A 25760-nucleotide genomic window follows, 5' to 3' on the forward strand; every position below is an offset into this window, starting at 1 on the left:
CAATTTTCCGAATGTGTCTCGAACAAGGTCAAACTGAGGTCAAGATAATAGGCACGAAAAAGGCCATGATAAAATCATGACCTTTAAATCTTAATATTTCTATAATCCAGACTAGCTGCTGAAGTATGCTCTTAAGTTCTTACCTTCCATCCAGTTCATGAAGGCACGGTTTACAACCTTGTTACCTCCCGGAGTAGGATAGTTACCAGAGAAGTACCAATCACCTTTGTGGTTTGGACAGGCAATATGCAAGTTATCCAACGTTTGGAAAATTACTTCCAACTCTGCGTTCAGGTTATGAGGTTTCACGATCCTGGAGATCTCTTGCGAGATCTGATCATCGGTAAACGGCTCATAGATTGCCTTTACATAGTTTTCAACCTGATCTTTCGGCATGGTCGTTGAAGCCAAACATTTTTGATAGACCTCATCAATGATGTGGGCCAATCCATTCTTGCGCAATAAGGCGATTGCTGCCTCAAATGCAACGAACTCTGACATCCTGGACATATCGATACCATAACAGTCCGGATAACGGATTTGAGGCGCTGAAGAAACGATTACGATCTTTTTAGGATGTAGACGGTCCAGAATGGTTAGGATACTCTGCTTTAAGGTCGTTCCCCTAACGATAGAGTCATCGATGGCAACGATGGTATCTTCATGGTCATTTACGATACCGTAAGTTGTATCGTAGACATGTTGTACCATATCTTGACGGTCAGCATCTTGCGTGATAAAGGTGCGGAGTTTGGCATCTTTCACGTTCAATTTCTCGAAACGAGGTTTTAGATCCAATACTTCATTCAATTCTTCATCCGAGATTTTATCCGTGCGGTTCAAAAGGGCCTCTTTCTGGCAATCTCTGACATGTTGGTTGATTCCTTCCATCATACCGTAGTAAGATACTTCGGCAGTATTCGGGATGAAAGAGAATACCGTATTCTTGATATCGTTGTTGATACCCTTCAATACTTGGGGGATCAATAATTTACCAAGGGATTTACGTTCTTGGTAGATATCAGCATCTGACCCTCTGGAGAAATAGATTCTCTCAAAGGAACAGGACATCTGTTCTACCGGTTGTCTGAACATTTCTTCAGTTACCGTTCCATCTTTTTTAGCGATCAAGGCATGGCCTGGTTTGATCTCTTTGACAGCAGTCAATGGAATGTTGAAAGCTGTTTGTATTACTGGTCTTTCCGAAGCCACGACCAACACTTCATCGTCTTGGTAGTAGAATGCTGGGCGGATACCTGCAGGATCACGCATAACGAAAGCATCTCCATGACCGAAAATACCGGCGATGGTATAGCCACCATCCCAAGTCTTTGCTGAACGGGTCAATATCTTGGCAACATCGATGTTTTTCGCAATCTGGGCGGAAATCTCAATATTGGAAAAACCGTCCTGCTTGAATTTATCGAAAAGCTTTTGGTTTTCTTCATCTAGGAAGTGACCGATTTTTTCCAGTACCGTAACCGTATCCGCTTGTTCCTTAGGGTGCTGTCCGAGATCGTACAGTTGCTGCAACAGTTCATCCACATTGGTCATGTTGAAGTTACCTGCTACAACGAGATTTCTGGACATCCAGTTATTCTGTCTAAGGAATGGATGACAGCTTTCAATACTGTTTTTACCATGTGTGCCGTAACGCAAATGGCCTAATAACACTTCGCCCGTGAAGCTCACATTGTCTTTCAACCATTGGGTATCCTTGGATTCCTCAGGATAAGCTTTGTTAACCGCAGCGAACTTCTTCTGAACGTATTCGAAGATTTCGGCAACTGCCGAAGACCCCATGGCCCTGTACCTCGAAATATAACGGTTACCAGGCTTGACGTCGAATTTAATCGTCGCAATACCCGCTCCATCTTGGCCTCTATTGTGCTGCTTCTCCATAAGAAGGTACAATTTGTTGATGCCGTAATAGGGCGTACCGTATTTTTCTTGATAATAAGATAGGGGTTTTAGTAGTCGGATTAGTGCGATACCGCACTCGTGTTTTATAGCGTCACTCATATCTTGAATTGATGGCACAAAGGTACGGAATTTTGAAAAAATATCAGATACATCTTAATGTAAAAAATATTTCACTTAAAGATAGACTTCAGACAAGAGACATCAGACACCAGAACGGAAATATCGGATATTACTGTTAAAATAATGTGGAGTTAATTACATTCTATAATCCTGTTGAGGGAAAAAGAATTTTGTATGGTTGGGCGTATCTGATATGCCCTTCCATACAAGACCTTTGGTACTGCGGCTCTCTCCTTATGGGTTTACAACTTTTGGCTTTGTGTATTCGATGAATTTTTCACGTCTTGAAACAAACTCAGCTTTTTCTATGCGTTGCCAAGTCATATAGCTATTGACCATGATACCGTCTGAAAGAATTGGTTCAACGGATTTCAGGTACAGGATATCACCTTCAAAATCGATCTTGCGTTCCTGGAATTGACCTTCCCAATTCGGGAATGAAGATGTTGTAATGGAATATTGAACAATAGCATTGTTATTGTCGATCTTATATGAACCGGCAAAAGCGATAAAACCTTTGACCTGTTCTTGGATTTCCTTTTCGTTCGCTAAATAGCGGTCATCAGAGGCATATTGACTGCGCTCTGAACTTGATATCTGGACTGACATAAAGCCATCAGCTCCATACATTAATAATCCCTTTGGAGATTGGCCCATCGGGAATATTGAATCTGCACCTTTAATAGGTACTTCTATATAGGATAGTAGTTGCCATGTGCCTACTAATTCATTCTTCAATGTTGTCATTTAGGGGTTATTGTTTGCCATTATAACGGCGATTCTTCATTAATAGTTTGTAACATTCCTTATATAGATATTTCTGTGACAAACGAAACATCTGTATATTCGGTAAACAAGTTTTAGACCAACATTGGTTCCTAAAAAAGAAGAAAATCTTAATCCCTTGAATATGAACATGAATTGTTATTGTGGTTCTGGAAATAATTATGAAGATTGTTGCAAAATTGTACATCTTGACCTAAAAAATGCCGAATCTGCCGAGCAGCTGATGCGGGCAAGATATAGTGCTTTCTGCCTATCCTTGGTCGATTTTCTGTATAATTCCTTCCACCCCAACAGCAGAAGGTTCCAGAAAAAGTCCGAAATTGAACAGTGGAGCAAAGAGAATAAATGGGAAGGATTGGAAATCATAAAAGCCACTGAAAACACAGTAGAATTTAGGGCCATTTATGTGGATCCCTTCGGTGAAAAACGGCTGCACCGTGAAAAATCCAGGTTCCAAAAACTGCAGGGGACTTGGTACTATTTGGATGGCAGAATAATTGCCTAAATAATATTATGGTTTTTGAGGGTTTGGAATTTATTGGAAATTAGTAAATTAGTAAATAACTAAATATTTTAAACTATGGGAAAGTTTGTAATTTCAACTAGGAAGAATGGGGAATTCCAGTTCAACCTAAAAGCTGCAAATGGACAGGTCATCCTAAGCAGTGAAGGTTATACCACAAAAGCTGCTTGTGAAAACGGGATACAGTCCGTTAAGAAAAATTCACAAGACAGTTCAAAATTTGACAAGTTAACAGCAAAGAACGGTAAGTTTTACTTCAACCTAAAAGCTGCCAACGGTCAGATCATCGGAACTAGCGAAATGTACGAAAGCGAAGCTGGCCGCAGCAACGGCATCAAATCAATCCAAGAAAACGCTCCTGACGCAAGTATTGACGATACAACAGTTTAATATTCGAAAATATTACCACTATGGAGAGCCACATTGATTGTGGCTTTTTTTGTGGCCAGATGTACGGATGATGTCCATCTCTCCAGCAAAGGAATGAACCGGGGGGATAAAGAGCTTCCTCCGGAAGGATGGATGAATGTTTTGAGAAACAATTGGAAGGGGTGAGATATTTTTCTGCAAATTTCTTCGTTACTTTTGAAGCCCAAAAGTAACCAAACCGACGAAGGAGCTCACGGATACCAAAAACTACTCGAATCCGTAAAGGCTTCGGCTCATTTAAGATGGCTTTTCGCACCATCCACTACACATGGACAAGAATGCCTTGTTGTCGGGAATATCTTTCAAAAGATCCTCCCATCAAAAGGGATGATCTTTTGAAAGCATTCCAAGGCCAATCCCATCGCACAGGGCAACGGCATTCTTTCCATTTTTCCGCCATTGGAAATGAGCCGGGGGCTAAAGGGCTTCCTCCGGAAGGTGAATGTTTGTTAATGGTGAGAACCCCCACCGGGGGTGAAATGTTTTTCTATACCTTTCTGTGTCACCCTGAGGGCTTGCCGAAGGGTCTCGGAACTATCCATACTTAACTTGAAATAGTTTTCTCATCTTACGATTTCGAAATGAAGAATTCTTGCAATAAAGAGAACCCTAGAAGGGTTCAATTATTTTAGTAATCCCATCGCACAGGGCAACGGCATTCTTTCCATTTTTCCGCCATTGGAAATGAGCCGGGGGCTAAAGGGCTTCCTCCGGAAGGTGAAATGTTCCTTTACCCACTGCCAATGCCAAATTCTTGCAATAAAAAGAACCCTAGAAGGGTTCAATTATTTTAGCAATCCCATCGCACAGGGCAACGGCATTCTTTCCATTTTTCCGCCATTGGAAATGAGCCGGAGGCTAAAAGGCTTCCTCCGGAAGGTGAAATGTTCCTTTACCCACTGCCAATGCCAAATTCTTGCAATAAAAAGAACCCTAGAAGGGTTCAATTATTTTAGCAATCCCATCGCGCAGGGCAACGGCATTCTTTCCATTTTTCCGCCATTGGAAATGAGCCGGAGGCTAAAGGGCCTCCTCCGGAAGGTGAATGTTTGTTAATGGTGAGAACCCCCAGAGGGGGTGAAATATTTTTCAATAAATCTTTCTGAATGGACATAAATCAAAGAAATTAGTTTTCTCATCTTACGATTTCGATGACAGTGATCCTAAAAACTAGATTCTGAGTTTCACTCTGAATCCCTCTAGGTCACATTTTGATTCTGAACGATCAGTGAAGAATCTGTTCGGTTCTCCTCCTCTAGATCTTGTCATTCTTAACCGAAGGTTAAGAAACCGTACGCCAAAAAAATCCATATTATTTAAATTGATTAGGTCTGTAATATTTCGAGACCCTTCCTTCGTCAGGTTGACACCGGAAAGGGACATTTTTTTGCGCTCCGCAATCCCAACAGGTGAGGCTATTTCAAATCTTGGTCTATCCTCTCATCCTGTACCCTGAGCGGCGGCGAAGGGTATCCTGGTTAATTCCCAGTTCTTGGTCTATCCTCACATCCTTTCCATCCTGGTTCAAAACCAACTGCCATATCCTATCCACCCCCAACCTCTCAAAACAAAAAACAGGAGCAACCTTTCGGTTACTCCTGTTTCCATTTTATATCAGGATCTGTTTACCAGATAACGATACGTTTATCTTTAGGGATGTACAGTTTGTCACCCTCTTTGGTTTCGAATGCTTTGTGGAACGCATCTAAATTGATGATCGGACCTGTCGCACGGTATTGAGCTGGAGAGTGTGGGTCAGTTTTCACTTGGTTTACCACAAACTCATCTGTCGTTTTAGTACGCCAGATTGTTGCCCATGACAGGAAGAAACGTTGATCTTGTGTGAAACCATCGATCAATCCTGGGTTTCCTTTGTCTTTCAGGTACATTTGCAATGCATCAAAAGCAACAGAAGAACCACCTAGGTCACCGATATTTTCACCTAAGGTGAACCTTCCGTTTACAAATACCCCTGGTACTGGCTCGTATGCTTCAAACTGTGCAACTAAAGCATCAGCAGCTGCTTCAAATTTAGTTCTGTCATCATCAGTCCACCAGTTGTTCAAGTTACCATTTCCATCGTACTGTGAACCTGAATCATCAAAACCATGAGATAACTCATGACCGATTACTGCACCGATACCACCAAAGTTCACTCCTGGATCAGCTTTGTAATCATAGAATGGAGGTTGTAAGATAGCTGCTGGGAATACAATCTCATTGAACAATGGACTGTAGTAAGCATTAACGGTTTGAGGTGTCATTCCCCATTCAGATTTGTCAACAGGTTTTCCTTGTTTAGCAAGGTTTTCTTCAAATGACCAACGACGTACATTATTTACGTTTTCGATCAAGGAAGTACCAACCTGAAGACTTGAATAGTCTTTCCATTTATCAGGATATCCGATCTTCACGGTAAACTTAGAAAGTTTCTCCAATGCTTTTTCTTTGGTCGTAGGCGACATCCAAGCTAGATCTTTGATGTGTACATTGAAAGATTTGATCAAGTACTGCACCAATTCTTCACAGGCAGCCTTCGCTTCAGCAGGGAAATTTTCTTTAACGTACAGCTTTCCTAACAATTCACCAGCATTGCCATTGACAAATTCCAATCCTCTTTTGTCCAGCGAACGTTGTTCTTTCTGACCTCTTAGTTTCCTCCCATAGAAATCAAAAGACAACTGATCTAATTCTTCTGTCAAATAACCAGTAGCATCATCCATTACATGGAATTTCAAGTATTCCTTGATTACCGGTAAATTTTCCTCATTAACGATCTTATCTAGGTTTTGGTAATAGTTAAGTTCACCAATGATTACGGTATCAGCTTTGAATCCAAGGGTCTGGATGTATTTTGCCACATCCATGTTCTTTACCATTTTATTCAAGTCTTTCACCGCTACAGGATTGTAACGTTTCTGAGCATCACGCATCTCTTCTACTGTTTTCAGGTTTGAAGCGATCAATTTCTCAAATTCAATTACTTTAGGACCTTTCAGGTCTCTGGTCTTCGGATCAACCTTGCCATATAAGGCGTTGATATATTGGTTGTAGTTTCCTAAAGTCTCTGTATTTTTGGCATCTTCTTTTTGGTAATAAGTACGGCCAAGACCTAATCCGCCACCACCTAAATAAACAGCATTCATGTTACTGTTTTTCATGTGGGCATAAACATAGGCACCGAAGAAAGGGTTACCACCGATAGCTCCGTATTTAACGAAGTAATCGTAAAGACCTTTCAGGTTCTTCACTTGGTCGATATCCTTCAATTGTTGTTGGATAGGTGCTATCCCCAACTTGTTACGGGTATCAAAGTCTACATAAGATTTATATAGATCAGCGATCTTTTGCCCATCGGTTCCTTTTTCGAATTTAGTGTTCAAAGATTCTTTAAGGATTTTCAAGGCCGCTTCATCCGTGTTTTCTCTTAGTTGATCAAAAGAACCCCAACGAGCCTTATCAGAAGGAATTTCTACAGTTTTCATCCAATTACCATTGACGTAATTGTAGAAATCATCTTGAGGACGAACGGATTTGTCCATGTAGGAAACATTGATTGCTTGATGTTCTTGCCCGTAAACATAAGCTGAACTAGCAAATAATGCTGCCATTAATACGTATTGTTTCATAATTAACCTATTTTGTTTTAGAACTAAGAGATAGTTCCTATGCAAACATAGCGATTCTAGGAAAAAACAGAAAGTAACTATTTTTATATATTTAATTGATTTTAATTTAACACAATGGAATTGCTAAATTGGCCGAAATGATAATTCAGGTAGAAAACATCGATTATTTATTGGTCAGCAGCGATAAAAAAGGGATCAGCATAGATTTTAATACGGAAGATTTACCGGTAATCTATGCCCCTGCAGATCTTTCTATCCAGGAACTGACAGCTTATGTGAAGCGATTTGCCAAGAAAGAACAGAAGAAATCCATGGCAGATGAAGAAATGGAATTCTTTACCCTAAAACTATTCTCCAAAGACTATCCTGTAAGACCTCTGACCAATGGACAGTCTAAACCTTATCTAAAAAACAATATCATCTATTATTCCAAGTCTCTATTTAAGAGCAAAAACCAAGAAAGACTTGAAAAACAGCTACGACAATATATGTTTGAACAAGTCATCAAGACGATGATCGGGAAATGGGAGGAGATATTGGATTACCTTCTGGAAGACATAGAATTTAAAAAACTTCCCAAGCGCTATTTTGTCAATTCAGGAAATACCTTAACCTATAATAAATCCAACATAGAATTGGACCTGAGGTGCAATGAATATTTATTGGCAAAGGCTTTGATAGGATTAGCTGGAAAAAATAAATTGCAGGCTGGAATTTTGGAAAGACATTTTCCGGATGCAAGACAAATTGAAAAAATATTATCCTATGGAAACGAAAGAATATAGATTTGAAACTGAAATAAACCCTGAGCAACTGGAAAGCTTCGCAGGAAATCCTTCGAGCTTATTGGACCATATATCAAAAGAAGAACTGGATAAATTAAGCTGGTTTATCTTTGATGTTTTAGGCGATAAAGATGGCAGTCCGGAAGTGGGGAACATACAGGTTTCAAGCTTTAAATATGATACCGAAAAAAATAAGGGTACCTTTCGGATGCAATTTGACATTGACCGAAAGTTTTGCTGTTCGGATATGGGGAGTTGCAGCAATGATTATCTTGATTTCAATTTCAATATCGAAAACAACCTACTTGTTGCAACCGGTAGTTACTTTGATTGGACGTTGAACAATTAATTGAACATATAGACTTTGAAATAATAAATGATAATGGCGATCAGGATCAACATGATCGATAGAATTATCAAGTTAGCTTTCAAAGCAGACCAATCTTTCTGAACAATATTGCTGGCAATTAGGATCAATTTGAAAAGGACACTTAATCCAGCTATGAGATAGAAAAAGTTATAGAAGTTAATCTGAATCTCCATCATACGCGTGAGGGATTAGAAAATTTAACAATTGGTTTTCAATCAAATATACAAATTTTAACATCCAATTACCTAGTAATTAAAGTATTATATCGTATTGGGTAGGGTGGATTAAAAAAGAACAGGTACCTGAAATCCAGATACCTGTTCTTTTATTTTAATATGTTCCTGTTTGTTCAAATGAACGGCGGGGATCTTAGCCAAACACTTCGTTCAACTCTTTAGCAAGTCTTAAACCTGCTTTCAACAAAGCGTTTTCCATTGGATCTTTGAACCTGAAGATATAGTCATAGGATAGCTTGTTGTTTTTGGCAACATCGTCATAAATAATGTTGGCCAATTGATGTGATTCATACAACCAATCTTCAAAAGTTGAATTTGTGTATTGGTTATAGAAGTACTTTTCATAATCCAATACACGGGCATATTCGCTATAAGACCATTTTTCATTATCGACCAAGTCACTATCCCATACGCGGTGTATATTCGATCCCCTACCAAAGAAAGTAACGGCAATTTTATTTCCACCCAGGTCTTCTGCCCTACTCACATGCATGGGTTGATGGGCATCCCCTAATAAATGGACCATAAAATAAAAAGCTTGCTGCCTTTGTTCGATGGACAAATCTCTGTTGGCAACCTCTTTTTTAACTCTTTGGTAAGCCTTGTAAAGGTTTTGTTCCGGTGAATTTTGAAGTTCCACTAAAAATTGCTCGTGGGTCAGGTTCCCTGGGGTATTCAAGAAATGCCAAGATCCAGTCTTCAGGAGAACGGAGTCTGGCGAGGATTTGATGAAATCTGCCCAGTTGGACCAATAAGCAATCTTTTGATGGCCGATCAGTTTCTCAATGTTTCGTTTCGCTTTTTTCGTAAGATGTTGTTCCGCGATTTCAGAAATCACGCGATGTCCAGTCATCCCCCATGCCAATACATGTTGGGATTGCGTTAATAGCATAAAAAATACTAGAATTCTACCTACTAGTTTCATATTCCTAATTATTTAAAAAGTTCAAATCCATATTTAGCTGTCGACCAGAAGCTATCAAGAGCGATAATCCGGGGTTTAAAGAATGATATGAGCGCGGGCCAATCTTCTTTATTAAAGACGCTCAAACCACGGATCTCGATGTAGATACGGGCAGTGTGTTTCCCATATTCATCATAAAAGGAATCGTCCCATATCCATTCTTCCCCTATTTCGGCTTCCAAAATCTTCGCGTATTCCTTAAATTGTTCGAAGAGCAAGTCACGGATCCCGGCATCAGGATTGGCTATTTCAATTCCTATCTGGGCCACCTTATTGGTTGCTTCCATCCTAAAGAACAGGTGCCGAATTCCGGTTTTGTAATTTACCCATGTTACCTTTTCACCGTCCTCACTCGGGATTGGGGCCATGTACTGCCCAAAACTGGTCCAAAAAGACTCCTTTATTTTCTTAGCTTCTTCTCTTGAATACAATTCTTTAATTTTATGCAAAACTAGGAATCTCTTTAAACATTTAGGTGGTTTAACCTGTTTTCCTATAAAATATTTACGATGGACAAAAAGAAAACCCTAATAACCCTGACAGCAGTAGCCCTAGGTTCTGTAATCTATAACTACTTGAAACCCATTAAATCCAATGCCGAGTCTGTTCAAGATTTTGACTTGCAACGATATTTAGGGAAATGGTACGAGATCGCTCGTTTAGACTTTTTTTGGGAGAAAGACCTGAAAAATGTGAGTGCCGAATATAGCCTGAACGATGATGGATCGGTCAGGGTGAAAAATGAAGGCGTGAGCACAGTGAATGGAAAAACAAAAACCAGTATTGGAAAGGCCAAGTATGCAGGTGATGTCAATGAAGGTTCCCTTAAAGTTTCTTTTTTCGGTCCTTTTTATTCTGGTTACCATATTGTCCAATTGGATGAAAACTATGAAGATGCCTTAGTCTTTGGCGACAACCTGGATTATATGTGGATCCTTTCCAGAACAAAAACAATCAGGCCAGAACGGGAAGCCGCTTACCTGAAATATGCAGAAGCTTGTGGTTATGACACTTCGAAATTAAAGTGGACCATTCAGGAGGGTTAAAGATCAAATACTGGTTGTATAATGGCGTAATTTAAGGTTGGGTCCTGCTGGATAACCTTAGCAATTTCTTGTTGATCTGCAGCACTGATTACGTTTCCTAATCCAGCATTAAAAAGACGAATTAAAAAGAGAGCTCCTTCCTCCTTTTCATGGATGTTCAATAATGAACTACCGATATAAAAGTTGAGGATGGAAGCTGCGTAATCACCAAAGAGTTCAAAATCTAGGGCCTTCCTTTTGGATTTCAAATCCTTAAAGTACTTTTCGAAATCTCCCTTGATCATGTCTTGTTGTTTCTCTGTAAGCATAAGGCAAAAATAACAATAGGATTGACAATAAAAAAAGCAGCCCAAGATAATTTGGGCTGCTCCATTTTGGTTTTCAATTATTATTTTCTGACGCTTATCGCAACTCTTCTATCTTTCACGCGGTCTGATTCAGGGGCATCAGCAGGGTATTTAGCAAATTGGGAACCATATCCCTCAGTTGCCATTACTCGATTACCGACCCCTTTTGCATCAAAAGCATTCTTTACTGCGATTGCACGGTCATTTGACAGTTTTTTATTGATGGCTTCATCACCAGTCTTATCGGTATATCCACCAAGCTTAACCTTAGCATCTGGGTATGCATTCAGGATGGCCACCAGATTGTCAAGCTGAACCTGACTTTCCGGGAGGATATTTGCTGTTCCAGTTTCGAAATTTAAATTATCGAAATCAAACCAGCGGTCTTTTAATTCCTCATCCGAAAGGCTCTTATAGTCTGAGTTCAGGAACTGAACCAATTGGTCTTCAATACCACCTTTATAGGCATTGAGTTCGGTATTATTTGGCAAAGTCACCATAATACTTTCCCTCACTACTTCAGCTGGTGTCATCGTCGTGTCTTGGTTAACTACTGAATCAGTAATCAAGGAATCCACATGGGCATCCGATACCGGAGCCTCTTCACGGTTACAACCCTTTCCGAAAAAGAACCATAATAAAAGAAGGATAATCGGAAGGAGTATCCACCACAGGCCTGCGCCTTTCTTACGGTCTTCATCTGCTGGAGGAAGCGCAGCAGGTGGTTCCTCGCGACGGACCCTGGAGGTAGGCACGATTGGATCTTCGACAAGAACATCCCTTGCTGGATCAACAATTGGGTCCACTTCTACCACTTCTTCTTCTGTTACGATGGTTGGTCCTTTTGGTTCTTCACCTAAAATATTCAACGGCAGACCAGCTGGAAGTGCCTTCAGGAAGTTTGAACGATTGTTGTTCAAGTCGGCTTCGATGGAAGTAGTATCCCAGCGTTGGCCATTGCTGGTCAAGGCACCAACCACAGCTGGAATCGCTGCGGAGAATAGGCGAATCAATGTGTTGGTATTCAACCCTAAAAAATTCGCAGTATTGGGTATTACCTGGTCAAAAGTGTTCCCGAAAAGGGAGCTTAAAACGGTTCTCGTGGTATCCCCATCTTGAGGCACATCCTGTACAGGAGGGCTAAACCTCAATACATCTGAAAAATTAAATCCAGAAAAATTTGATTTCAATGTTTCTAGGAGGCTTCCTAGGCCGTGTCCGGCTTTGCGTTGGAAACCTAAGAATAAGGAAGGAATTACAGTTTCGATTCCTGTTTTTGCCTGATCTGGAGAAATGTTTTCCTCGGAGGCAAGAGTACTATAAGTGTGCTCATTGAAGTATTGCTGAGCAAGCTCTAATAAATTGTTTTCCATAACCTGTGTTTATAAGTACAATTGAAGAAACAATCCGTGTAACATTTTGTTTGCAACAAGCTGTTTTTGCCAATTAACATTATCTTAATATGAGAACCTTAGTTTTGTATAAATTAATCCATTTGGTATGAACATTAAATTTTTCAATTTATTCCTCGCCTTATTCTTATTTGTAGGCTCAAGTTTTGCACAGAAACAACCGAAATACATTTTCTTTATGATTGGAGATGGTATGGGTTTGAACCAGGTACAGGCAGCAGAAGTATACAAAAGTTCTCTTGCAGGTAAAAATTCAGTTTCCCCTACTGTTTTCAGTCAATTTCCATTTGCCACGTTCGCAACATCCCATTCCTTATCTCATGGAGTAACAGATTCTGGTGCTGGCGGTACAGCATTGGCTGTTGGTTACAAGACTAAGAACGGTGTTATCGCTATGGACAGTGCAGGTGTGAAGTCCTATAAAAGCATTGCCTACTTGGCGAAAGAAAAAGGAATGAAGGTTGGAATTACGACTTCAGTAAGTATCGACCACGCCACACCGGCTTCTTTCTTTGCCAACCAACCCGATCGCGATATGTATTATGAAATTGGCTTGGATATCATTAAATCTAAATTTGACTTCTTTGCTGGATCAGGGTTTCTAAAACCAACAACTAATGCTAAAAAAGAAGAGGTCGCTTCTATTTTCCCTCAACTGGAAAAAGCAGGTTATAAATTGCTTTATGGTTTGGACGACTATAAGAAAGCCAATAAATCAGATAAACTGATCTTAATGAACAAAAAAGGAACGGACAATGTTTCCTTGAAATATGCGATCGATCAAAAACCAGGAGATTTGAACCTAGCAGAAATCACTTCAGCAGCGATCGAATCCTTAAGCCAAGGAGACAAAGGTTTCTTCCTGATGGTTGAAGGGGGAAAAATTGACTGGGCATGCCATTCCAATGACGGAGCTACTGCTGTACATGAAGTTTGGGATTTCAACAATGCAGTTCAAAAAGCCTTTGAATTCTACCAAAAACATCCAGAAGAAACCTTGATCATCGTTACGGCGGATCATGAGACCGGCGGTATCGGGGTTGGAAACGGAAGCTCTACCCTTCGTTTGAAAAACCTAGAAAACCAAAAGATTTCTCAAGAAGCACTTTCAGCTGCCATCAATGAATTCAGGTCCAAGAATGCGAATGCATCTTGGGATCAACTTAAAGAATTTTTGGGTCAACACCTAGGATTGTGGAAAGCAATCAAGGTAAGTGAAGACGATAATGAAGATCTTCATGAAGCTTACGAAAAAAGCTTTATAGAGCATAAAAATGAAACCAGCAAAAGTCTGTATGCCACCAACGATAAAATCGCATCGTTAGCGATCAAGGCCTTGAACAAAGCGTCATCGATTAGTTGGGCATCAGGTAGCCATTCGGCAGCCTATATCCCAGTGTATGCGATTGGAGTGGGTGCGGAAGCATTCCATCAGAAAATGGACAATGTAGATATCCCGAGAACGGTTTCTAAAGTTGCTGGTTGGCAACATCCATAATAAGTCAAAGAACTTTTTCAATCAATATGGGGGAGTTGATGAATTTCAGCTCCCCTTTTTATATGGGTAATGGACCTGATGCTTATGCACTGGTTTCAGGCTGCAATTTCTTGTTCAATCCCATCGACTCCATCAAAAACATGAGCTTATTAGCCCTGATTTCACAATATTGCTGGGGATTTCCGTTTCCCCCATCAAACTGTTTATAGAAGATCGTCCCTTGGATCAGCCACAGACTCCCCTTCTTACCTCGTTTTTTCATTTGATTGCACATCATATCTCCCCAAACTGCTATCCGATGCCATTGACTTTTTTCATATTGTTCGCCATTCTTCTTGACACCATATTCATTAGTTACCAAGGATATGAAGCAATATGGAATCCCATTGCTGCTGACCTTGATTTCTGCTTCCTGACCTAACCTGCCCAATAGTTGTACTGAATTTTTTATCGTGCTCATGGAAATTTCAATTTTTGATATTTATTTTCTTATTAATCAATTAACTTAGCTAAGTAACTGGTGCAAAATTGACGAAGGGCATCAAGTTTATTCGTATTTCAAACAGTTAAAAACGACTGTAGTCGGTTTTAAACGATTAAAATCATTTATGCCATGGGTATAAGAACATGTAAAGAATGTGAAGAGATATTGCGCGGAAGGACCGACAAAAGGTTTTGCAACGATGGATGCAGAAACGCCTATAATAACAGGGAGAATAGTAGGGATAGCGACCTATTGAAAAAAATCAACAACCAGCTCCGAAAGAACAGAAAGATCCTGAGGATGTTAATTGCTGAGGAGAAAATGCTGAAAACAAACAAAGATAAACTCCTCACGGAAGGTTTCTCCTTGAAATACCATACCCATAGGATAATCACTTCAAAAGGTCAGGAGTATATATTCTGTTATGAATATGGCTATCTGGATCTTGGAAATGATTTTATATTAATTGTCAAGAGCAAGGAAAAGAAGCGCGAGATAAATACATTGGTTTAGGCTAGATAAATGAAAACATAAAAAAGCACCTGTAACCCTTACAAGTGCCTTTACTTAATAATAATATATTTATACCGGAACTTCCATCAATAGGAATTCAGCATTGGTATCCGCTTTAATCTTTACATCTTGTGCTCCTGCAATCCCAAGTCCATCCCTGCTCTGCATCTTCTGTCCTTCCACATCGATCTCTCCATTTAGCACGAAAATATATAGACCATGATCTGGTTTTTTCATGATATATTGGCGTGCATAGCCAGCCTCAAAATCAGCGATATGAAACCATGCATCTTGATGGATCCATACTCCTGCATCATCGGGATCAGGAGAAAGGATCTGTAAGAAATTATTCTTTGCAGCATTAAAGTCGATGCTCTGTTGATCGTAACGGGGTTCTACATGCTGCTTATTTGGAATTACCCAGATCTGAAGGAATTTTACCGGATCAGTCTTGCTGTTATTATATTCGCTATGTTCAATGCCAGTACCTGCACTCATAACCTGGATATCCCCTTTCTTGATGACTGAACCCGTACCCATGCTGTCATTATGCGCCAGTTCGCCTTCTAATGGAATGGAAATAATTTCCATGTTGCTATGGGGATGTTTTCCAAAGCCCATTCCAGCCGCTACGTTGTCATCATTCAAAACACGTAATGCACCGAAGTTCATTCTTTCGGCATTCATATAGCCTCCAAAACTGAACGTATGATTCGATTTCAACCATCCATGATCTGCATGTCCACGGGAGTCCGCTGGGTGATAAAAAAATTTTGCCATGATATTCTCCTCCTTTAATAATTAACACAAAGTTCAGGGATTAAGTTTTGCTGTGCATTGACATAGGGTAAGAAATCAGGTGGAAAGCAAACCTTCATCCCGAAAGCTATAATAGCTCTCATCTGTAATGATAAGATGGTCGTGTACATGGATGTCCATCAATTTGGCCGCCTGTGCTATTTTCTTGGTCAGGGTCCTATCGGCATCACTGGGCCTTAAGGTTCCTGAAGGATGATTATGGGCTAGAATAATGGAGTTAGCCTTGTTCATAAGGGCAAACCTAAGGATGATCCGAACGTCTACAGGGGTAAAGTCGTTGCCTCCCCTGCCGATGAGCTGTTTGTCCAAGACTTTGCAACTGGTATTCAGGAAAATTACCCAAAATTCTTCATGGCTAAGGTCTTCTAAAAGATGTTTTAAAAATTCATAGGCTTTTTTGCTGCTGTTGAGGACAGGTTTTTCCTGTACATCTGACTCTTGCCTCCTTCGACCAAGCTCCAGCGCCGCAATGATACTGATTGCCTTTGCTTCTCCAATCCCCTTAAACTGACAAAGCTCCTTGACATCCATTTTGCTGAGCCTAAATAAGTCGTTGCTGACCGAGCTGAGGAGTCTTTTGCAGAGTTCAACTGCTGTTTCATGTCTTGAACCGGAACCAATGAGGATGGCTAGAAGTTCGGCATCGGTTACTGCCCTTCTACCCTGTTCAAGTAGTTTTTCGCGCGGTCGATCCGATTCTGCCCAATCCCGAATGACTAATTTTTGCATATATATTATGAAAATTTTATTTCTTTAAAGTAAAGATAGGGATTGTAAACGACAGCTTAAAAACTGGGATTCAACATCTTAATGTACAATCTTTAGAATTTACGCAGAAACCTTATCTTTGTAGGCTATTACAACATTAAGGACAGAAATAATGAGCAAAGCGATTATCAAAACAGAAAAAGGCGACATGACTGTGCAGTTTTACACAGAAGATGCTCCAAATACAGTAGCGAACTTCATTAAGTTAGCTAAATCAGGATATTATGATGGTTTAACATTTCACAGAGTTATTCCTGATTTCGTAATTCAAGGCGGATGTCCAAATACACGCGAAGGTGCAACAGGAATGCCGGGCACAGGTGGTCCGGGATACAAGATCGATTGTGAATTGGACGGTGGAAACCAACACCATGACCGTGGTGTTCTTTCAATGGCTCACGCTGGAAGAAACACTGGTGGATCACAATTCTTCATTTGCCACAGCCGTAACAATACAGCTCACCTAGACCGCAACCACACTTGTTTTGGAAAAGTAATCGAGAACGTTGATGTTGTTGATGATATCCGTCAAGGTGATCGTATTTTAGGAGTAGAAATTATTGAAGATTAATTCTTATATAAGAAGCAAAAAATGAATTTAAGAGGATTAGTGTCAGTTACTGGCAAACCAGGATTATTTAAATTGATCGGTCAAAACAAAGGTGGATTCGTTCTTGAATCGCTAGATGGCAGTAAAATCAAATCGGTAGTGAATCTATCGACTACCAAAATGGCTACGCTAGAAGACATCACTATTTATGGTGAGGACGAGGAAATCCGTCTATTGGACGTGTTTGAGACCATCAAATCAAACGGAGGCAACACGCCAGATGTAAAAGCTGACGGAAACACTTTGCGTGAGTATTTTAGAGAGGTAGCTCCTAATCATGACGAAGCAAGAGTTTACTCTTCTGATATCAAAAAGATCATTACTTGGTACAATATCATCAAAGAACTTCCTTTGTTTGAAGAAGAAGCTCCAGAGCCTCTAGCATAAATTGACCAACATATAAAAAAAAACCTATCCTAGATATTTTTTAGGATAGGTTTTTTTATATCCTTATATTTAAGAATTGGTGATTTTCATCTATTACATTCAAGTAAATTCCATAAATATGAGCAGCGAAAAACCCATTTCTTCTACCAATTTGAATCAATGCTATCAGGAATTCTGGCATTGGTTCGAAGCCCGAGCCAAGGAATTCTATCAAGTCATCAAATCGGGAAAAGATGTTGAAGAAAAGTTTATCAACATCTTTGCACCTGAGTTGGATAGAGTGGAACCAAAAGTGTTTTTCTTGGTTGGAATGGACAAAGATAAAAAGGCCGAACTGGTTTTTACGCCTGATGGCATCATCAAGAATGTGCTGTGGGCAGAAAAGATCGTGGAAGCTGCCCCAGACATCGAAAACTGGAAATTTACTGCCCTGAAACCCGAATCCAACAATGAGGATTTTGCGATCCGCATGCATGACCTACATTTTGATAAGGAGAACATAAAGTTCTATCCCATCCTTCACGATAATTATCCCGACAAAATAGACCTGATGTTTGTTTATGATCCCTATCATGAGGAATCTAGAGAAGAGATCCTGAATGGCATCTTTATTTTTCTGGACAACTATTTAGGCGAGGAAACCATGATCCAATGCATTGATAAGATCGATGTACGAGGTCCTCAAAACCTACAGGAGGAATTGATTCCCTTGAACAAGTTGGTTGATTACATCAATTGGCGGGAGAAGGAGTTTGTAGAGAAGTACCAGGATGTAAGACATGATTCCAGCGATGACCGCTTCTCGGGATTTGAAGGAACGGTAGAAGGCGGCAAAACCATTTTGTCAACCATCAACACCTCGGTCTTAGACTGGGACCATAAAGCATCCCATCCATGGATTTTGGTGATCATGAATGCCTATGATTCGGAAACAGACGCTGGCTTTCCAAGTCCGGAAACCTATGAGGACATATCCAGGTTTGAAGAAGACCTGGAGGAAGAACTCCCTAGCAGGGATGGTTATATCTTCTTGGGATCGGAGACTGTGGATGGATTAAGGGAAACTTTCATTGCCTGTAGGGAATTCCGCAAGGCCACGGAGGTCATGGAGCGATTGCTGATCAAATATCATGACCAACTCAATCTTTCATTCGATTTCTTCAAGGACAAATATTGGCAGTCCTTTGAGCGTTATAAAATGGTTTAATCCAAATATGGTACCATGAACACATTCTCCATCCGTCGATACCAGCCCGTAGACTTCCAAGAGGTCATCGGTGTTTTCAACAGCAATGTTCCGGATTTCTTTGACCCTAGCGAGACGCAGGACCTCTTCCATTATCTGGAACAAGAGATAGAAGATTATTTTGTAGTCATCAAAGATGCCCAGATAGTTGGTGCTGGAGGGATCAATTACGATGAAGATCAAATCACGGCGCGTCTAAGTTGGGATTTCCTAGATAAGACCTTGCAGCAAAATGGAGCAGGGACTTTATTGACCCAACATCGAATCCTGCATGTTCAGCAAATGCCCCATATCCAAAGATTGATTGTAAGGACTTCACAAATGGCCGAGGGATTTTATCAAAAGATGGGCTTTCAGGTCAAAGAAAGAGTTCCCGATTATTGGGCTAAAGGTTTTGATATGGTCCTGATGGAATACCAAGGCTAGTGGTTTGTAAAAAAGGCAATTATTTAGCTTTATTTCATCTTTGAATTCTCCATGAGAAACTTTCTTCTATTTTCGTCAATTGCATACTATAGAGCTGTGTAACAAAAGATACAGAGCAACATAATATTAATCTACACTTTTGTGCTATTCTTTGTAAGAAATAAAGAGTAGCGTTCTTAAAAAATCACTCAATGGAAACATCTTTAGATCAGAACTTCTGGAATGAGCGTTGGGAAAACCAACAGACAGGTTGGGATATTGGCTATGCCTCTACTCCTATTGTAACCTTCATGGACAGTTATCCTAACAAGGATGCGAAAATATTGATCCCTGGATGTGGGAATGCCTATGAAGCTGCCTACCTCTTGGAACAAGGTTTCACTGATTTAACCTTGATCGATATTGCTCCAAAGGCTATTGAAAAGGTACGGGAAAGATTTAAGGATCAAGCAAACATTGAGATCATATTAGGTGATTTCTTTCAACATGAAGGGGAGTATGACCTGATGCTAGAACAAACATTTTTCTGTGCATTGGAGCCAAAGCTTCGTCCGGATTATGTAAAAAAAGCACATTTGCTTTTGGGATCTGAAGGAAAGATTGCAGGGGTTTTATTTGGAATTGAATTCGAAAAGCAAGGTCCTCCATTTGGTGGGTCTGCTGAAGAATACAGCAAGCTTTTTGAGCCTTATTTCAAACTTGAGAAGATGGAACTTTGCTACAATAGCATTGTGCCAAGAAAAGGATCGGAATTATTTATAAAATTGGAGAGAAAAAATGGATAAAGTTAAGATTTATTTGTCCCAATGGAATGTGATGCGGGTATTGCGATTGGTCATGGGTATCCTCATTATAATCCAAGGGGTTAAAGCAGAGATGTGGCTAATAGCCGGCTTAGGCGTACTATTTACGATTTTACCCTTGATGAATATTGGGGGATGTTCGGTAAATGGCTCTTGCCAAGTACCACCTAGAGAAAGAAGATAGTGATCTTCAAAAATAAAATAGCAAGGTATAATTAATAATAGTTAGTGACTATAGGCTCAGGTTCCCAACCTGGGCCTTCACTTTTACCGAGCTTTCGCTTTCTGATTTTTTTCCCTAGCTTTGTAAATATCACATGATGACGAAGATAGTTTACATAATCTGTTTCACACTCATTGCCTTGATCAGCCCCAAGCTTACATTTGCTTGTACGGAACATCAGGAAAAGATCGCTGTGGAAACAAATTGTGAAACTGACCAACATCATACTGCTGATGAGCATAGTTGTTGCGACACTGAAGCCCACGATCAACCTGAGAGCAATAAAGACAACAGTAACTGTGGCGATAGCACCTGCTGCTGTCCAATGATGGCAAACCATAGCTGTTGCCTCTATTCCAACCCTTCATTTGAATTTCACTTCCATATCCCTACTCATAGGGAAAAGATATCTACATTATTGGTTTTTCAAGAAACCACCGGATATTCTTCGATTTTCATCCCTCCCAAAATAGTTTAATACAAGCTACAAAAACCTATTGGTTTTAGAATTTATTGGCAAATCAGGTTTGCCAGGTTATTTATATGTATTAAAAAATTAAAAGATGAAAAAGATATTCTTAATCTTAGGCCTTATCCTGGGCTTAGGTATAAATGCTAGTATAGCTCAAATCAACAATGCAAAAACAGTAACGGTAGCCGTAAACGGCAATTGCGGAATGTGCAAAAAGACTATTGAAACGAATGGTTCGGAAGGCAAAATCGCAAAAGTAACATGGGACACCAAACAGAAACAAGCCGAAATCACCTTTGATACAACAAAGACCAGTGAGGAAGCTGTTTTGAAGAAAATTGCCCAGGCGGGATATGACAATGCGCAATTCAGGTCACCAGACGATGTATATGCCAACCTGCACGAATGTTGCAGATACGACAGAAACCACGAGGTGAAAGGTGGGCCACATGCTCAGATGAACCACAATAACATGCCTAAGGCAGCTGCTCAGCATGAAGATGCAGGCCAAGCTAAAGGGCTAGCGCCTGTATTCCAAAATTATCTGACCTTGAAGGATGCCTTAGTGAGCAGTGACCAGAAAAAAGCAGCGATTGCTGCCGAGAAGCTAGGCCAAAGCATTCTAAAAGTAGACATGAAAGCACTTGCAGACAATGAACACAAGCAATGGATGAAAGTGAAAGGAAGCTTGGAAAAGGCATCTACAGCAATTTCAAAGGATGGCAAACTGGAAAGCCAAAGAAATACTTTCATGGCCCTTTCCAACCATATGTATGAATTGGCCAAACCTTCAAAAGCAAGTGAAGGCCTTTATTGGCAATATTGCCCGATGGCAAACAACAATAAAGGTGCACATTGGCTAAGCAATGAGGAGGCAATTAAAAACCCTTATTACGGATCTAAAATGATGAGCTGCGGCGAGGTAAAGGAAAAAATCTAAAACCATTGCTGTAAATCTATTATTTAAACACGTAAGAGGTATTCATGAGAGAACAAATCAAATACATATTGATCTGTACATTTTTGCTATGCTCAACAGTTGGTTTTTCCCAAAAAGTTGTGCGTTACGACCTGAATGTAACAGACAGCATGGTAAACTATGCAGGTAAGGATCGTAGGGCGGTGGCAGTGAATGGCATGATCCCTATGCCTACATTGACCTTTACTGAAGGTGATACTGCAGAAATCCATGTACACAACAAACTCAAGGAAGGGACTTCCCTACACTGGCATGGCGTCTATTTACCGAACAAGGAAGATGGAGTTCCTTTTTTGACTCAGATGCCGATCGCTCCAAACAGCAGCTTTACCTATCGGTTTCCGATCATCCAAGACGGGACCCATTGGTACCATAGCCATTCCGGTATGCAGGAGCAGATCGGTATGTACGGTGCGATGATCCTGAAAAAAAGACCTGAGGACCCCAATTTTAGAAAAGGGATAGATGACCTTCCTGAAATCCCGATTGTATTAAGCGAGTGGACCAATATGGACCCCGATAATGTGCACCGAATGCTCCACAATGCCAACGACTGGTTTGCCATCAAGAAGAATGCAACCCAAAGTTATGCAGAGGCAATCAAGGAGGGCCATTTTAAAACCAAGCTTACCAACGAATGGAAGCGCATGCTGGCCATGGATGTCAGTGATGTGTATTATGACCGTTTCTTGTTGAATGGTACATCAGAGCAGACATATTCGCAGTTCAAAGCTGGGGATAAGGTAAGGCTGAGAGTTATCAATGCCGGTGCTTCCTCCTATTTCTGGCTGACTTATGCCGGTGGGAAAATCACGGTGGTAGCCAATGATGGCAATGATGTAGAACCAGTCGAAGTCGACCGTTTGATTGTCGGAGTTTCAGAAACCTATGATATCGTTGTGACCATTCCGGAAGATGGCTTCGCCTATGAATTTATGGCAACTCCTGAAGACAGGACCAATCATGTTTCCATGTATTTGGGTTCCGGTGTAAAGCAATTGGTCAGTCCTTTACCGAAGTTGAAATACTTCGAAGGAATGAAGATGATGAACGACATGATGAAAATGAATGGCGACCTCGACGATATGGGGATGAAGATGAGCCTGCAGAAAATGGACATGAATACCGTCATGTATCCTGAGATCCAAGATCAGAAAGGACATCAAGATCATCAAAACCATGGAGCCCAGGACAGCTCTTCCCACAAGGAAGATCATTCCATGCATGATATGGGAAATAAGGAGGAACAAGCAACCAGGCATGACCATTCCAAAATGGAAGCTATGGACCATAGTCAACATGCTAGTTCCGATATCGTGACCTTAAACTATGGTATGCTTCGATCTCCTACGAAGACAACCCTGCCAAAAGATGCCCCAATTAGGGAAATGAAGTTTGAGTTGACAGGTAACATGAACCGATATGTTTGGAGCATGGACAATAAAGTTCTTGCCGAAAGCGACAAAATCCTCATAAAGGAAGGCGAAATCCTAAGGATCATCCTGTACAACAATTCAATGATGCGACACCCCATGCACCTGCATGGACATGACTTTAGGGTAATCAATGGTCAGGGAGATTATGCGCCATTAAAGAATGTCTTGGATATTATGCCTATGGAAACAGATACCATTGAATTCCTATCCAATGTGGAAGGGGATTGGTTCTTCCATTGCCATATCCTTTACCATATGATGGCAGGGATGAACCGCGTGTTCAGCACCGAAGACCAACAGCCAAATCCATATCTGCCAAATAAAGCATGGGCATATCGCGAATTGCAAAAAGAAAGCAACATGAAGCACTTCATGATCCAAAATGATTTTGCGACCAATGGAAACGATGGCGAATTGATGTTGCACAACACCCGATATAGCCTCACTACCGAATGGCGATTAGGCTATTCTGATATGCACGGCTATGAGGTCGAAACCCATCTAGGCCGATACATTGGAAAGATGCAATGGTTCATGCCTTTTATCGGTTTTGACTATCGCTATAGGAGAATGGACAAACATGGTCCAGAAAAGAACATCTTCGGACAGCGGAACAGCAAAAACGAAAGAGCTTTACTCTCTGCCGGTTTTACCTATATGCTGCCTATGTTGGTGAGATTCCAGGCCGAAGTATACCATGATGGAAATGTCCGATTGCAATTGATGCGTGAGGACATACCAGTAACCAAAAGATTAAGAGCCGGAGTGATGGTCAACTCCGATCTAGAATACATGGGCGACCTGCGTTATATCCTGACCAAGAATTTAGGGGTCCGAACCCATTATGATTCGGACATGGGATTTGGAGTAGGATTGTCGGTTAACTATTAAAAGCAACAAGGGTAGAACAACATGTTCTACCCTTGTTTATTTATCGATGGAAATATTAATCTTCCAGGTAACCGAATTTGCCAGTTTGAAAATCACGGAACGCTTGTTTGATCTCATCCTCGGTATTCATGACAAATGGACCATAAGCTGCGATGGGCTCATTGATCGGTTCGCCACTCAAAACCAAGACTAATGCATCCTCGGCAGCTTCCAACTCGATCTTTTCACCCTTGTTTGCAAACAAAACAAAATGATCGCTTGCAACATCCTGTCCATTGACCTTGACAGAGCCTTCTAGAACTAACAATCCCGTATTAAAGTTCTCTGGAAATTCAAAATCTACTTTAGCCGTGGCCTTCAACTTAGCATTGAATAAGTTCACAGGCGAAAAGGTACTCGCAGCACCCTTGGTTCCTTGGTATTCACCCGCCACAACCTCAATATATCCTAAGCCACCATCTATATCAACCTTTGGGATGTTCTTATTTTCCAAAGCCTGATATTTTGGTGTCGACATCTTATGTGCAGCTGGAAGGTTTACCCATAATTGCACCATTTGAAATTCACCACCATTCTTGCTCCATTCCGATTCATGGAATTCTTTATGCAATACACCAGAAGCAGCGGTCATCCATTGTACATCACCCTCACCGATAATTCCACCACCGCCACTGCTGTCCGCATGCTCTACCCTGCCCTTATAGGCTAAGGTCACCGTTTCAAATCCACGGTGTGGATGCACTCCTACCCCTTTTGGGATTTCACTCGCTGGAAAGTTATATTTTGAGTTATAATCAAATACAATAAATGGATCCATTCTCTGCATTGGAATAGCAGAAGGAATAAAACTATGCACTCTAAAACCATCCCCGACAAAATGTGGCATTCCAGGTTTAATAATCCTTTCAATTTGTTTTTCTTTCATGGTATTCTCCTTATTAGTAATACAAAGTTAACCCTTCCTTAACCGGAAAGCGTTGACCTATGGTAATAAGTAAAGCAAAAAAATAAGGCCTTGCTAACAAGGCCTTTCCAAATAAAACTAAGAAATCTTTATAGGTTTTCTAACCTATTAAATTTGTCTTTTATAACCTGGCTTATCCATCGCTTTGTCCAGTGACATTGGCCCTGAACCTACGATCAAGAAATAGATAAGGAGTAAAAGTACCACTAGGGACAACCAAAATTCCGAATTCAAAAAGCTGAATCCATTCGTAATGTTCACAAAGAATACCGCTCCTATCAGGATGGGAATCTGTAGAGCTACCGCCAATCGGGTACAAAGTCCCAATGCGATGAATATCCCGCCAACAAGGTGGGCAAACACCACATAGTGAACTGCACTCCAAATGGATAATTGAAAATGTGTCTTCTCGATCAAAGTAGCGACTGAATCACGATCCATAATAAAGCTTATTCCTTTTGCAAAGATCAGAATCCCGAGAACAATCCTCATAAAATCGATCCATCTCGGATGATGGGCATCTCCCCAATGTTCAATGCGTTGAATTAGGTTCATAACAACCTCCTTTTTAACTGGTTATAAAACTAAAACGCAGATAAAGACCTTGATATTATGTATTTAATAATTTTTTGTAAAATAATTAGCAAACCTCGCTTTTCCCTAAAATCAAT

Annotated in this window: 29 protein-coding genes; 16 read left to right on the plus strand and 13 right to left on the minus strand. The window is 40.5% G+C overall.

The window, feature by feature from the left end:
* Positions 1 to 111: 111 nt before the first annotated feature.
* Entirely contained in the window at positions 112 to 2022 is a 1911-nt protein-coding gene (locus NLF99_RS09325; protein WP_254527895.1) for a class II glutamine amidotransferase, read from the minus strand.
* A gap of 255 nt (positions 2023 to 2277) precedes the next feature.
* Complete coding sequence (locus tag NLF99_RS09330) at positions 2278 to 2790, minus strand: lipocalin-like domain-containing protein (RefSeq protein WP_185214270.1); 513 nt, start codon at positions 2788 to 2790, stop codon at positions 2278 to 2280.
* Between the two features lie 163 nt (positions 2791 to 2953).
* Here NLF99_RS09330 and NLF99_RS09335 point away from each other — a divergent pair, with 163 nt between their 5' ends.
* Both NLF99_RS09335 and NLF99_RS09340 read left to right on the plus strand, forming a co-directional pair.
* A complete protein-coding gene (locus tag NLF99_RS09335) occupies positions 2954 to 3334 on the plus strand; it encodes a YchJ family protein (RefSeq protein ID WP_254527899.1) in 381 nt (126 codons plus the stop codon).
* Between the two features lie 75 nt (positions 3335 to 3409).
* Positions 3410 to 3742 (plus strand): YegP family protein, encoded by a 333-nt coding sequence (locus NLF99_RS09340; protein WP_185214268.1) that lies wholly within the window; start codon positions 3410 to 3412, stop codon positions 3740 to 3742.
* Positions 3743 to 5406: 1664 nt separating this feature from the next.
* On the opposite strand, the gene NLF99_RS09345 is transcribed toward NLF99_RS09340, so the two are convergent.
* Positions 5407 to 7410 carry a M13 family metallopeptidase gene (locus tag NLF99_RS09345; RefSeq protein WP_254527901.1) on the minus strand — a complete coding sequence of 668 codons (2004 nt, stop codon included), beginning with the start codon at positions 7408 to 7410 and terminating at the stop codon, positions 5407 to 5409.
* Between the two features lie 137 nt (positions 7411 to 7547).
* On the opposite strand from NLF99_RS09345, the gene NLF99_RS09350 reads away from it, so the two are divergent.
* Entirely contained in the window at positions 7548 to 8195 is a 648-nt protein-coding gene (locus tag NLF99_RS09350; RefSeq protein WP_254527903.1) for a hypothetical protein, read from the plus strand.
* Positions 8176 to 8544, plus strand: coding sequence for a hypothetical protein (locus NLF99_RS09355; protein ID WP_185214265.1), 369 nt, complete (start codon positions 8176 to 8178; stop codon positions 8542 to 8544). Before NLF99_RS09350 ends, NLF99_RS09355 begins: the two co-directional genes overlap by 20 nt.
* Here NLF99_RS09355 and NLF99_RS09360 read toward each other — a convergent pair.
* The 3 genes from NLF99_RS09360 to NLF99_RS09370 form a co-directional block, all read right to left on the minus strand.
* Positions 8541 to 8741, minus strand: a complete 201-nt coding sequence (locus NLF99_RS09360) for a hypothetical protein (RefSeq protein WP_254527905.1) — start codon at positions 8739 to 8741, stop codon at positions 8541 to 8543. The genes NLF99_RS09355 and NLF99_RS09360 overlap by 4 nt on opposite strands.
* Before the next feature lie 193 nt (positions 8742 to 8934).
* A complete protein-coding gene (locus NLF99_RS09365) occupies positions 8935 to 9726 on the minus strand; it encodes a S1/P1 nuclease (protein WP_185214263.1) in 792 nt (263 codons plus the stop codon).
* Between the two features lie 8 nt (positions 9727 to 9734).
* Positions 9735 to 10196: a DUF4268 domain-containing protein gene (locus NLF99_RS09370; RefSeq protein ID WP_185214262.1), complete on the minus strand. Its 462-nt coding sequence runs from the start codon at positions 10194 to 10196 to the stop codon at positions 9735 to 9737.
* 78 nt (positions 10197 to 10274) lie between these two features.
* Between NLF99_RS09370 and NLF99_RS09375 the strand changes: the two genes are divergently transcribed.
* Positions 10275 to 10811 (plus strand): lipocalin family protein, encoded by a 537-nt coding sequence (locus tag NLF99_RS09375; protein ID WP_185214261.1) that lies wholly within the window; start codon positions 10275 to 10277, stop codon positions 10809 to 10811.
* Here the strand turns inward: NLF99_RS09375 and NLF99_RS09380 are convergent.
* Positions 10808 to 11119, minus strand: coding sequence for a hypothetical protein (locus NLF99_RS09380; RefSeq protein WP_185214260.1), 312 nt, complete (start codon positions 11117 to 11119; stop codon positions 10808 to 10810). The two genes, NLF99_RS09375 and NLF99_RS09380, sit on opposite strands and share 4 nt — an antisense overlap.
* Positions 11120 to 11199: 80 nt before the next feature.
* A complete protein-coding gene (locus tag NLF99_RS09385) occupies positions 11200 to 12531 on the minus strand; it encodes an OmpA family protein (RefSeq protein ID WP_185217474.1) in 1332 nt (443 codons plus the stop codon).
* A gap of 127 nt (positions 12532 to 12658) precedes the next feature.
* Between NLF99_RS09385 and NLF99_RS09390 the strand changes: the two genes are divergently transcribed.
* Positions 12659 to 14068, plus strand: a complete 1410-nt coding sequence (locus tag NLF99_RS09390; protein ID WP_254527907.1) for an alkaline phosphatase — start codon at positions 12659 to 12661, stop codon at positions 14066 to 14068.
* An 82-nt stretch (positions 14069 to 14150) separates the two neighbouring features.
* Here the strand turns inward: NLF99_RS09390 and NLF99_RS09395 are convergent, their stop codons facing one another.
* Positions 14151 to 14528, minus strand: coding sequence for a single-stranded DNA-binding protein (locus NLF99_RS09395; RefSeq protein ID WP_254527909.1), 378 nt, complete (start codon positions 14526 to 14528; stop codon positions 14151 to 14153).
* A gap of 153 nt (positions 14529 to 14681) precedes the next feature.
* On the opposite strand from NLF99_RS09395, the gene NLF99_RS09400 reads away from it, so the two are divergent.
* On the plus strand, positions 14682 to 15065 hold the full coding sequence (locus tag NLF99_RS09400; RefSeq protein ID WP_254527910.1) for a hypothetical protein: 384 nt from the start codon (positions 14682 to 14684) through the stop codon (positions 15063 to 15065).
* A gap of 69 nt (positions 15066 to 15134) precedes the next feature.
* On the opposite strand, the gene NLF99_RS09405 is transcribed toward NLF99_RS09400, so the two are convergent.
* Both NLF99_RS09405 and radC read right to left on the minus strand, forming a co-directional pair.
* Positions 15135 to 15845 (minus strand): pirin family protein, encoded by a 711-nt coding sequence (locus NLF99_RS09405; protein WP_185214255.1) that lies wholly within the window; start codon positions 15843 to 15845, stop codon positions 15135 to 15137.
* Positions 15846 to 15920: 75 nt separating this feature from the next.
* Entirely contained in the window at positions 15921 to 16613 is a 693-nt protein-coding gene (gene radC, locus NLF99_RS09410) for a DNA repair protein RadC (RefSeq protein ID WP_185217478.1), read from the minus strand.
* Positions 16614 to 16764: 151 nt separating this feature from the next.
* Between radC and NLF99_RS09415 the strand changes: the two genes are divergently transcribed.
* From NLF99_RS09415 to NLF99_RS09455, 9 genes are all read left to right on the plus strand, one after another.
* The gene (locus NLF99_RS09415; protein WP_254527911.1) at positions 16765 to 17223 is read left to right on the plus strand and encodes a peptidylprolyl isomerase; all 459 of its coding nucleotides are present in this window, start codon (positions 16765 to 16767) and stop codon (positions 17221 to 17223) included.
* Positions 17224 to 17244: 21 nt separating this feature from the next.
* Positions 17245 to 17649 carry a DUF5606 domain-containing protein gene (locus tag NLF99_RS09420; protein WP_185214252.1) on the plus strand — a complete coding sequence of 135 codons (405 nt, stop codon included), beginning with the start codon at positions 17245 to 17247 and terminating at the stop codon, positions 17647 to 17649.
* Positions 17650 to 17767: 118 nt separating this feature from the next.
* A complete protein-coding gene (locus tag NLF99_RS09425) occupies positions 17768 to 18856 on the plus strand; it encodes a DUF695 domain-containing protein (protein WP_254527912.1) in 1089 nt (362 codons plus the stop codon).
* A 15-nt stretch (positions 18857 to 18871) separates the two neighbouring features.
* Entirely contained in the window at positions 18872 to 19321 is a 450-nt protein-coding gene (locus NLF99_RS09430) for a GNAT family N-acetyltransferase (RefSeq protein WP_185214250.1), read from the plus strand.
* Between the two features lie 191 nt (positions 19322 to 19512).
* Positions 19513 to 20106 carry a methyltransferase domain-containing protein gene (locus NLF99_RS09435; RefSeq protein WP_254527913.1) on the plus strand — a complete coding sequence of 198 codons (594 nt, stop codon included), beginning with the start codon at positions 19513 to 19515 and terminating at the stop codon, positions 20104 to 20106.
* Entirely contained in the window at positions 20099 to 20308 is a 210-nt protein-coding gene (locus NLF99_RS09440) for a hypothetical protein (RefSeq protein ID WP_093098049.1), read from the plus strand. The genes NLF99_RS09435 and NLF99_RS09440 overlap by 8 nt, the downstream gene beginning before the upstream one ends.
* Positions 20309 to 20441: 133 nt before the next feature.
* Positions 20442 to 20825, plus strand: a complete 384-nt coding sequence (locus NLF99_RS09445; RefSeq protein ID WP_185214248.1) for a hypothetical protein — start codon at positions 20442 to 20444, stop codon at positions 20823 to 20825.
* Positions 20826 to 20910: 85 nt separating this feature from the next.
* Entirely contained in the window at positions 20911 to 21759 is an 849-nt protein-coding gene (locus NLF99_RS09450) for a DUF3347 domain-containing protein (RefSeq protein WP_254527915.1), read from the plus strand.
* Positions 21760 to 21803: 44 nt separating this feature from the next.
* On the plus strand, positions 21804 to 24125 hold the full coding sequence (locus NLF99_RS09455; RefSeq protein ID WP_254527920.1) for a multicopper oxidase domain-containing protein: 2322 nt from the start codon (positions 21804 to 21806) through the stop codon (positions 24123 to 24125).
* A gap of 55 nt (positions 24126 to 24180) precedes the next feature.
* Here the strand turns inward: NLF99_RS09455 and NLF99_RS09460 are convergent, their stop codons facing one another.
* Positions 24181 to 25050 carry a pirin family protein gene (locus NLF99_RS09460; protein WP_254527922.1) on the minus strand — a complete coding sequence of 290 codons (870 nt, stop codon included), beginning with the start codon at positions 25048 to 25050 and terminating at the stop codon, positions 24181 to 24183.
* A 147-nt stretch (positions 25051 to 25197) separates the two neighbouring features.
* Positions 25198 to 25644, minus strand: coding sequence for a DoxX family protein (locus NLF99_RS09465; RefSeq protein WP_093098056.1), 447 nt, complete (start codon positions 25642 to 25644; stop codon positions 25198 to 25200).
* Positions 25645 to 25760: the final 116 nt, after the last annotated feature.

Origin of the sequence: Sphingobacterium sp. LZ11T8, from assembly GCF_024261425.1 — a bacterium.
In the GTDB taxonomy this organism is placed as follows: domain Bacteria; phylum Bacteroidota; class Bacteroidia; order Sphingobacteriales; family Sphingobacteriaceae; genus Sphingobacterium.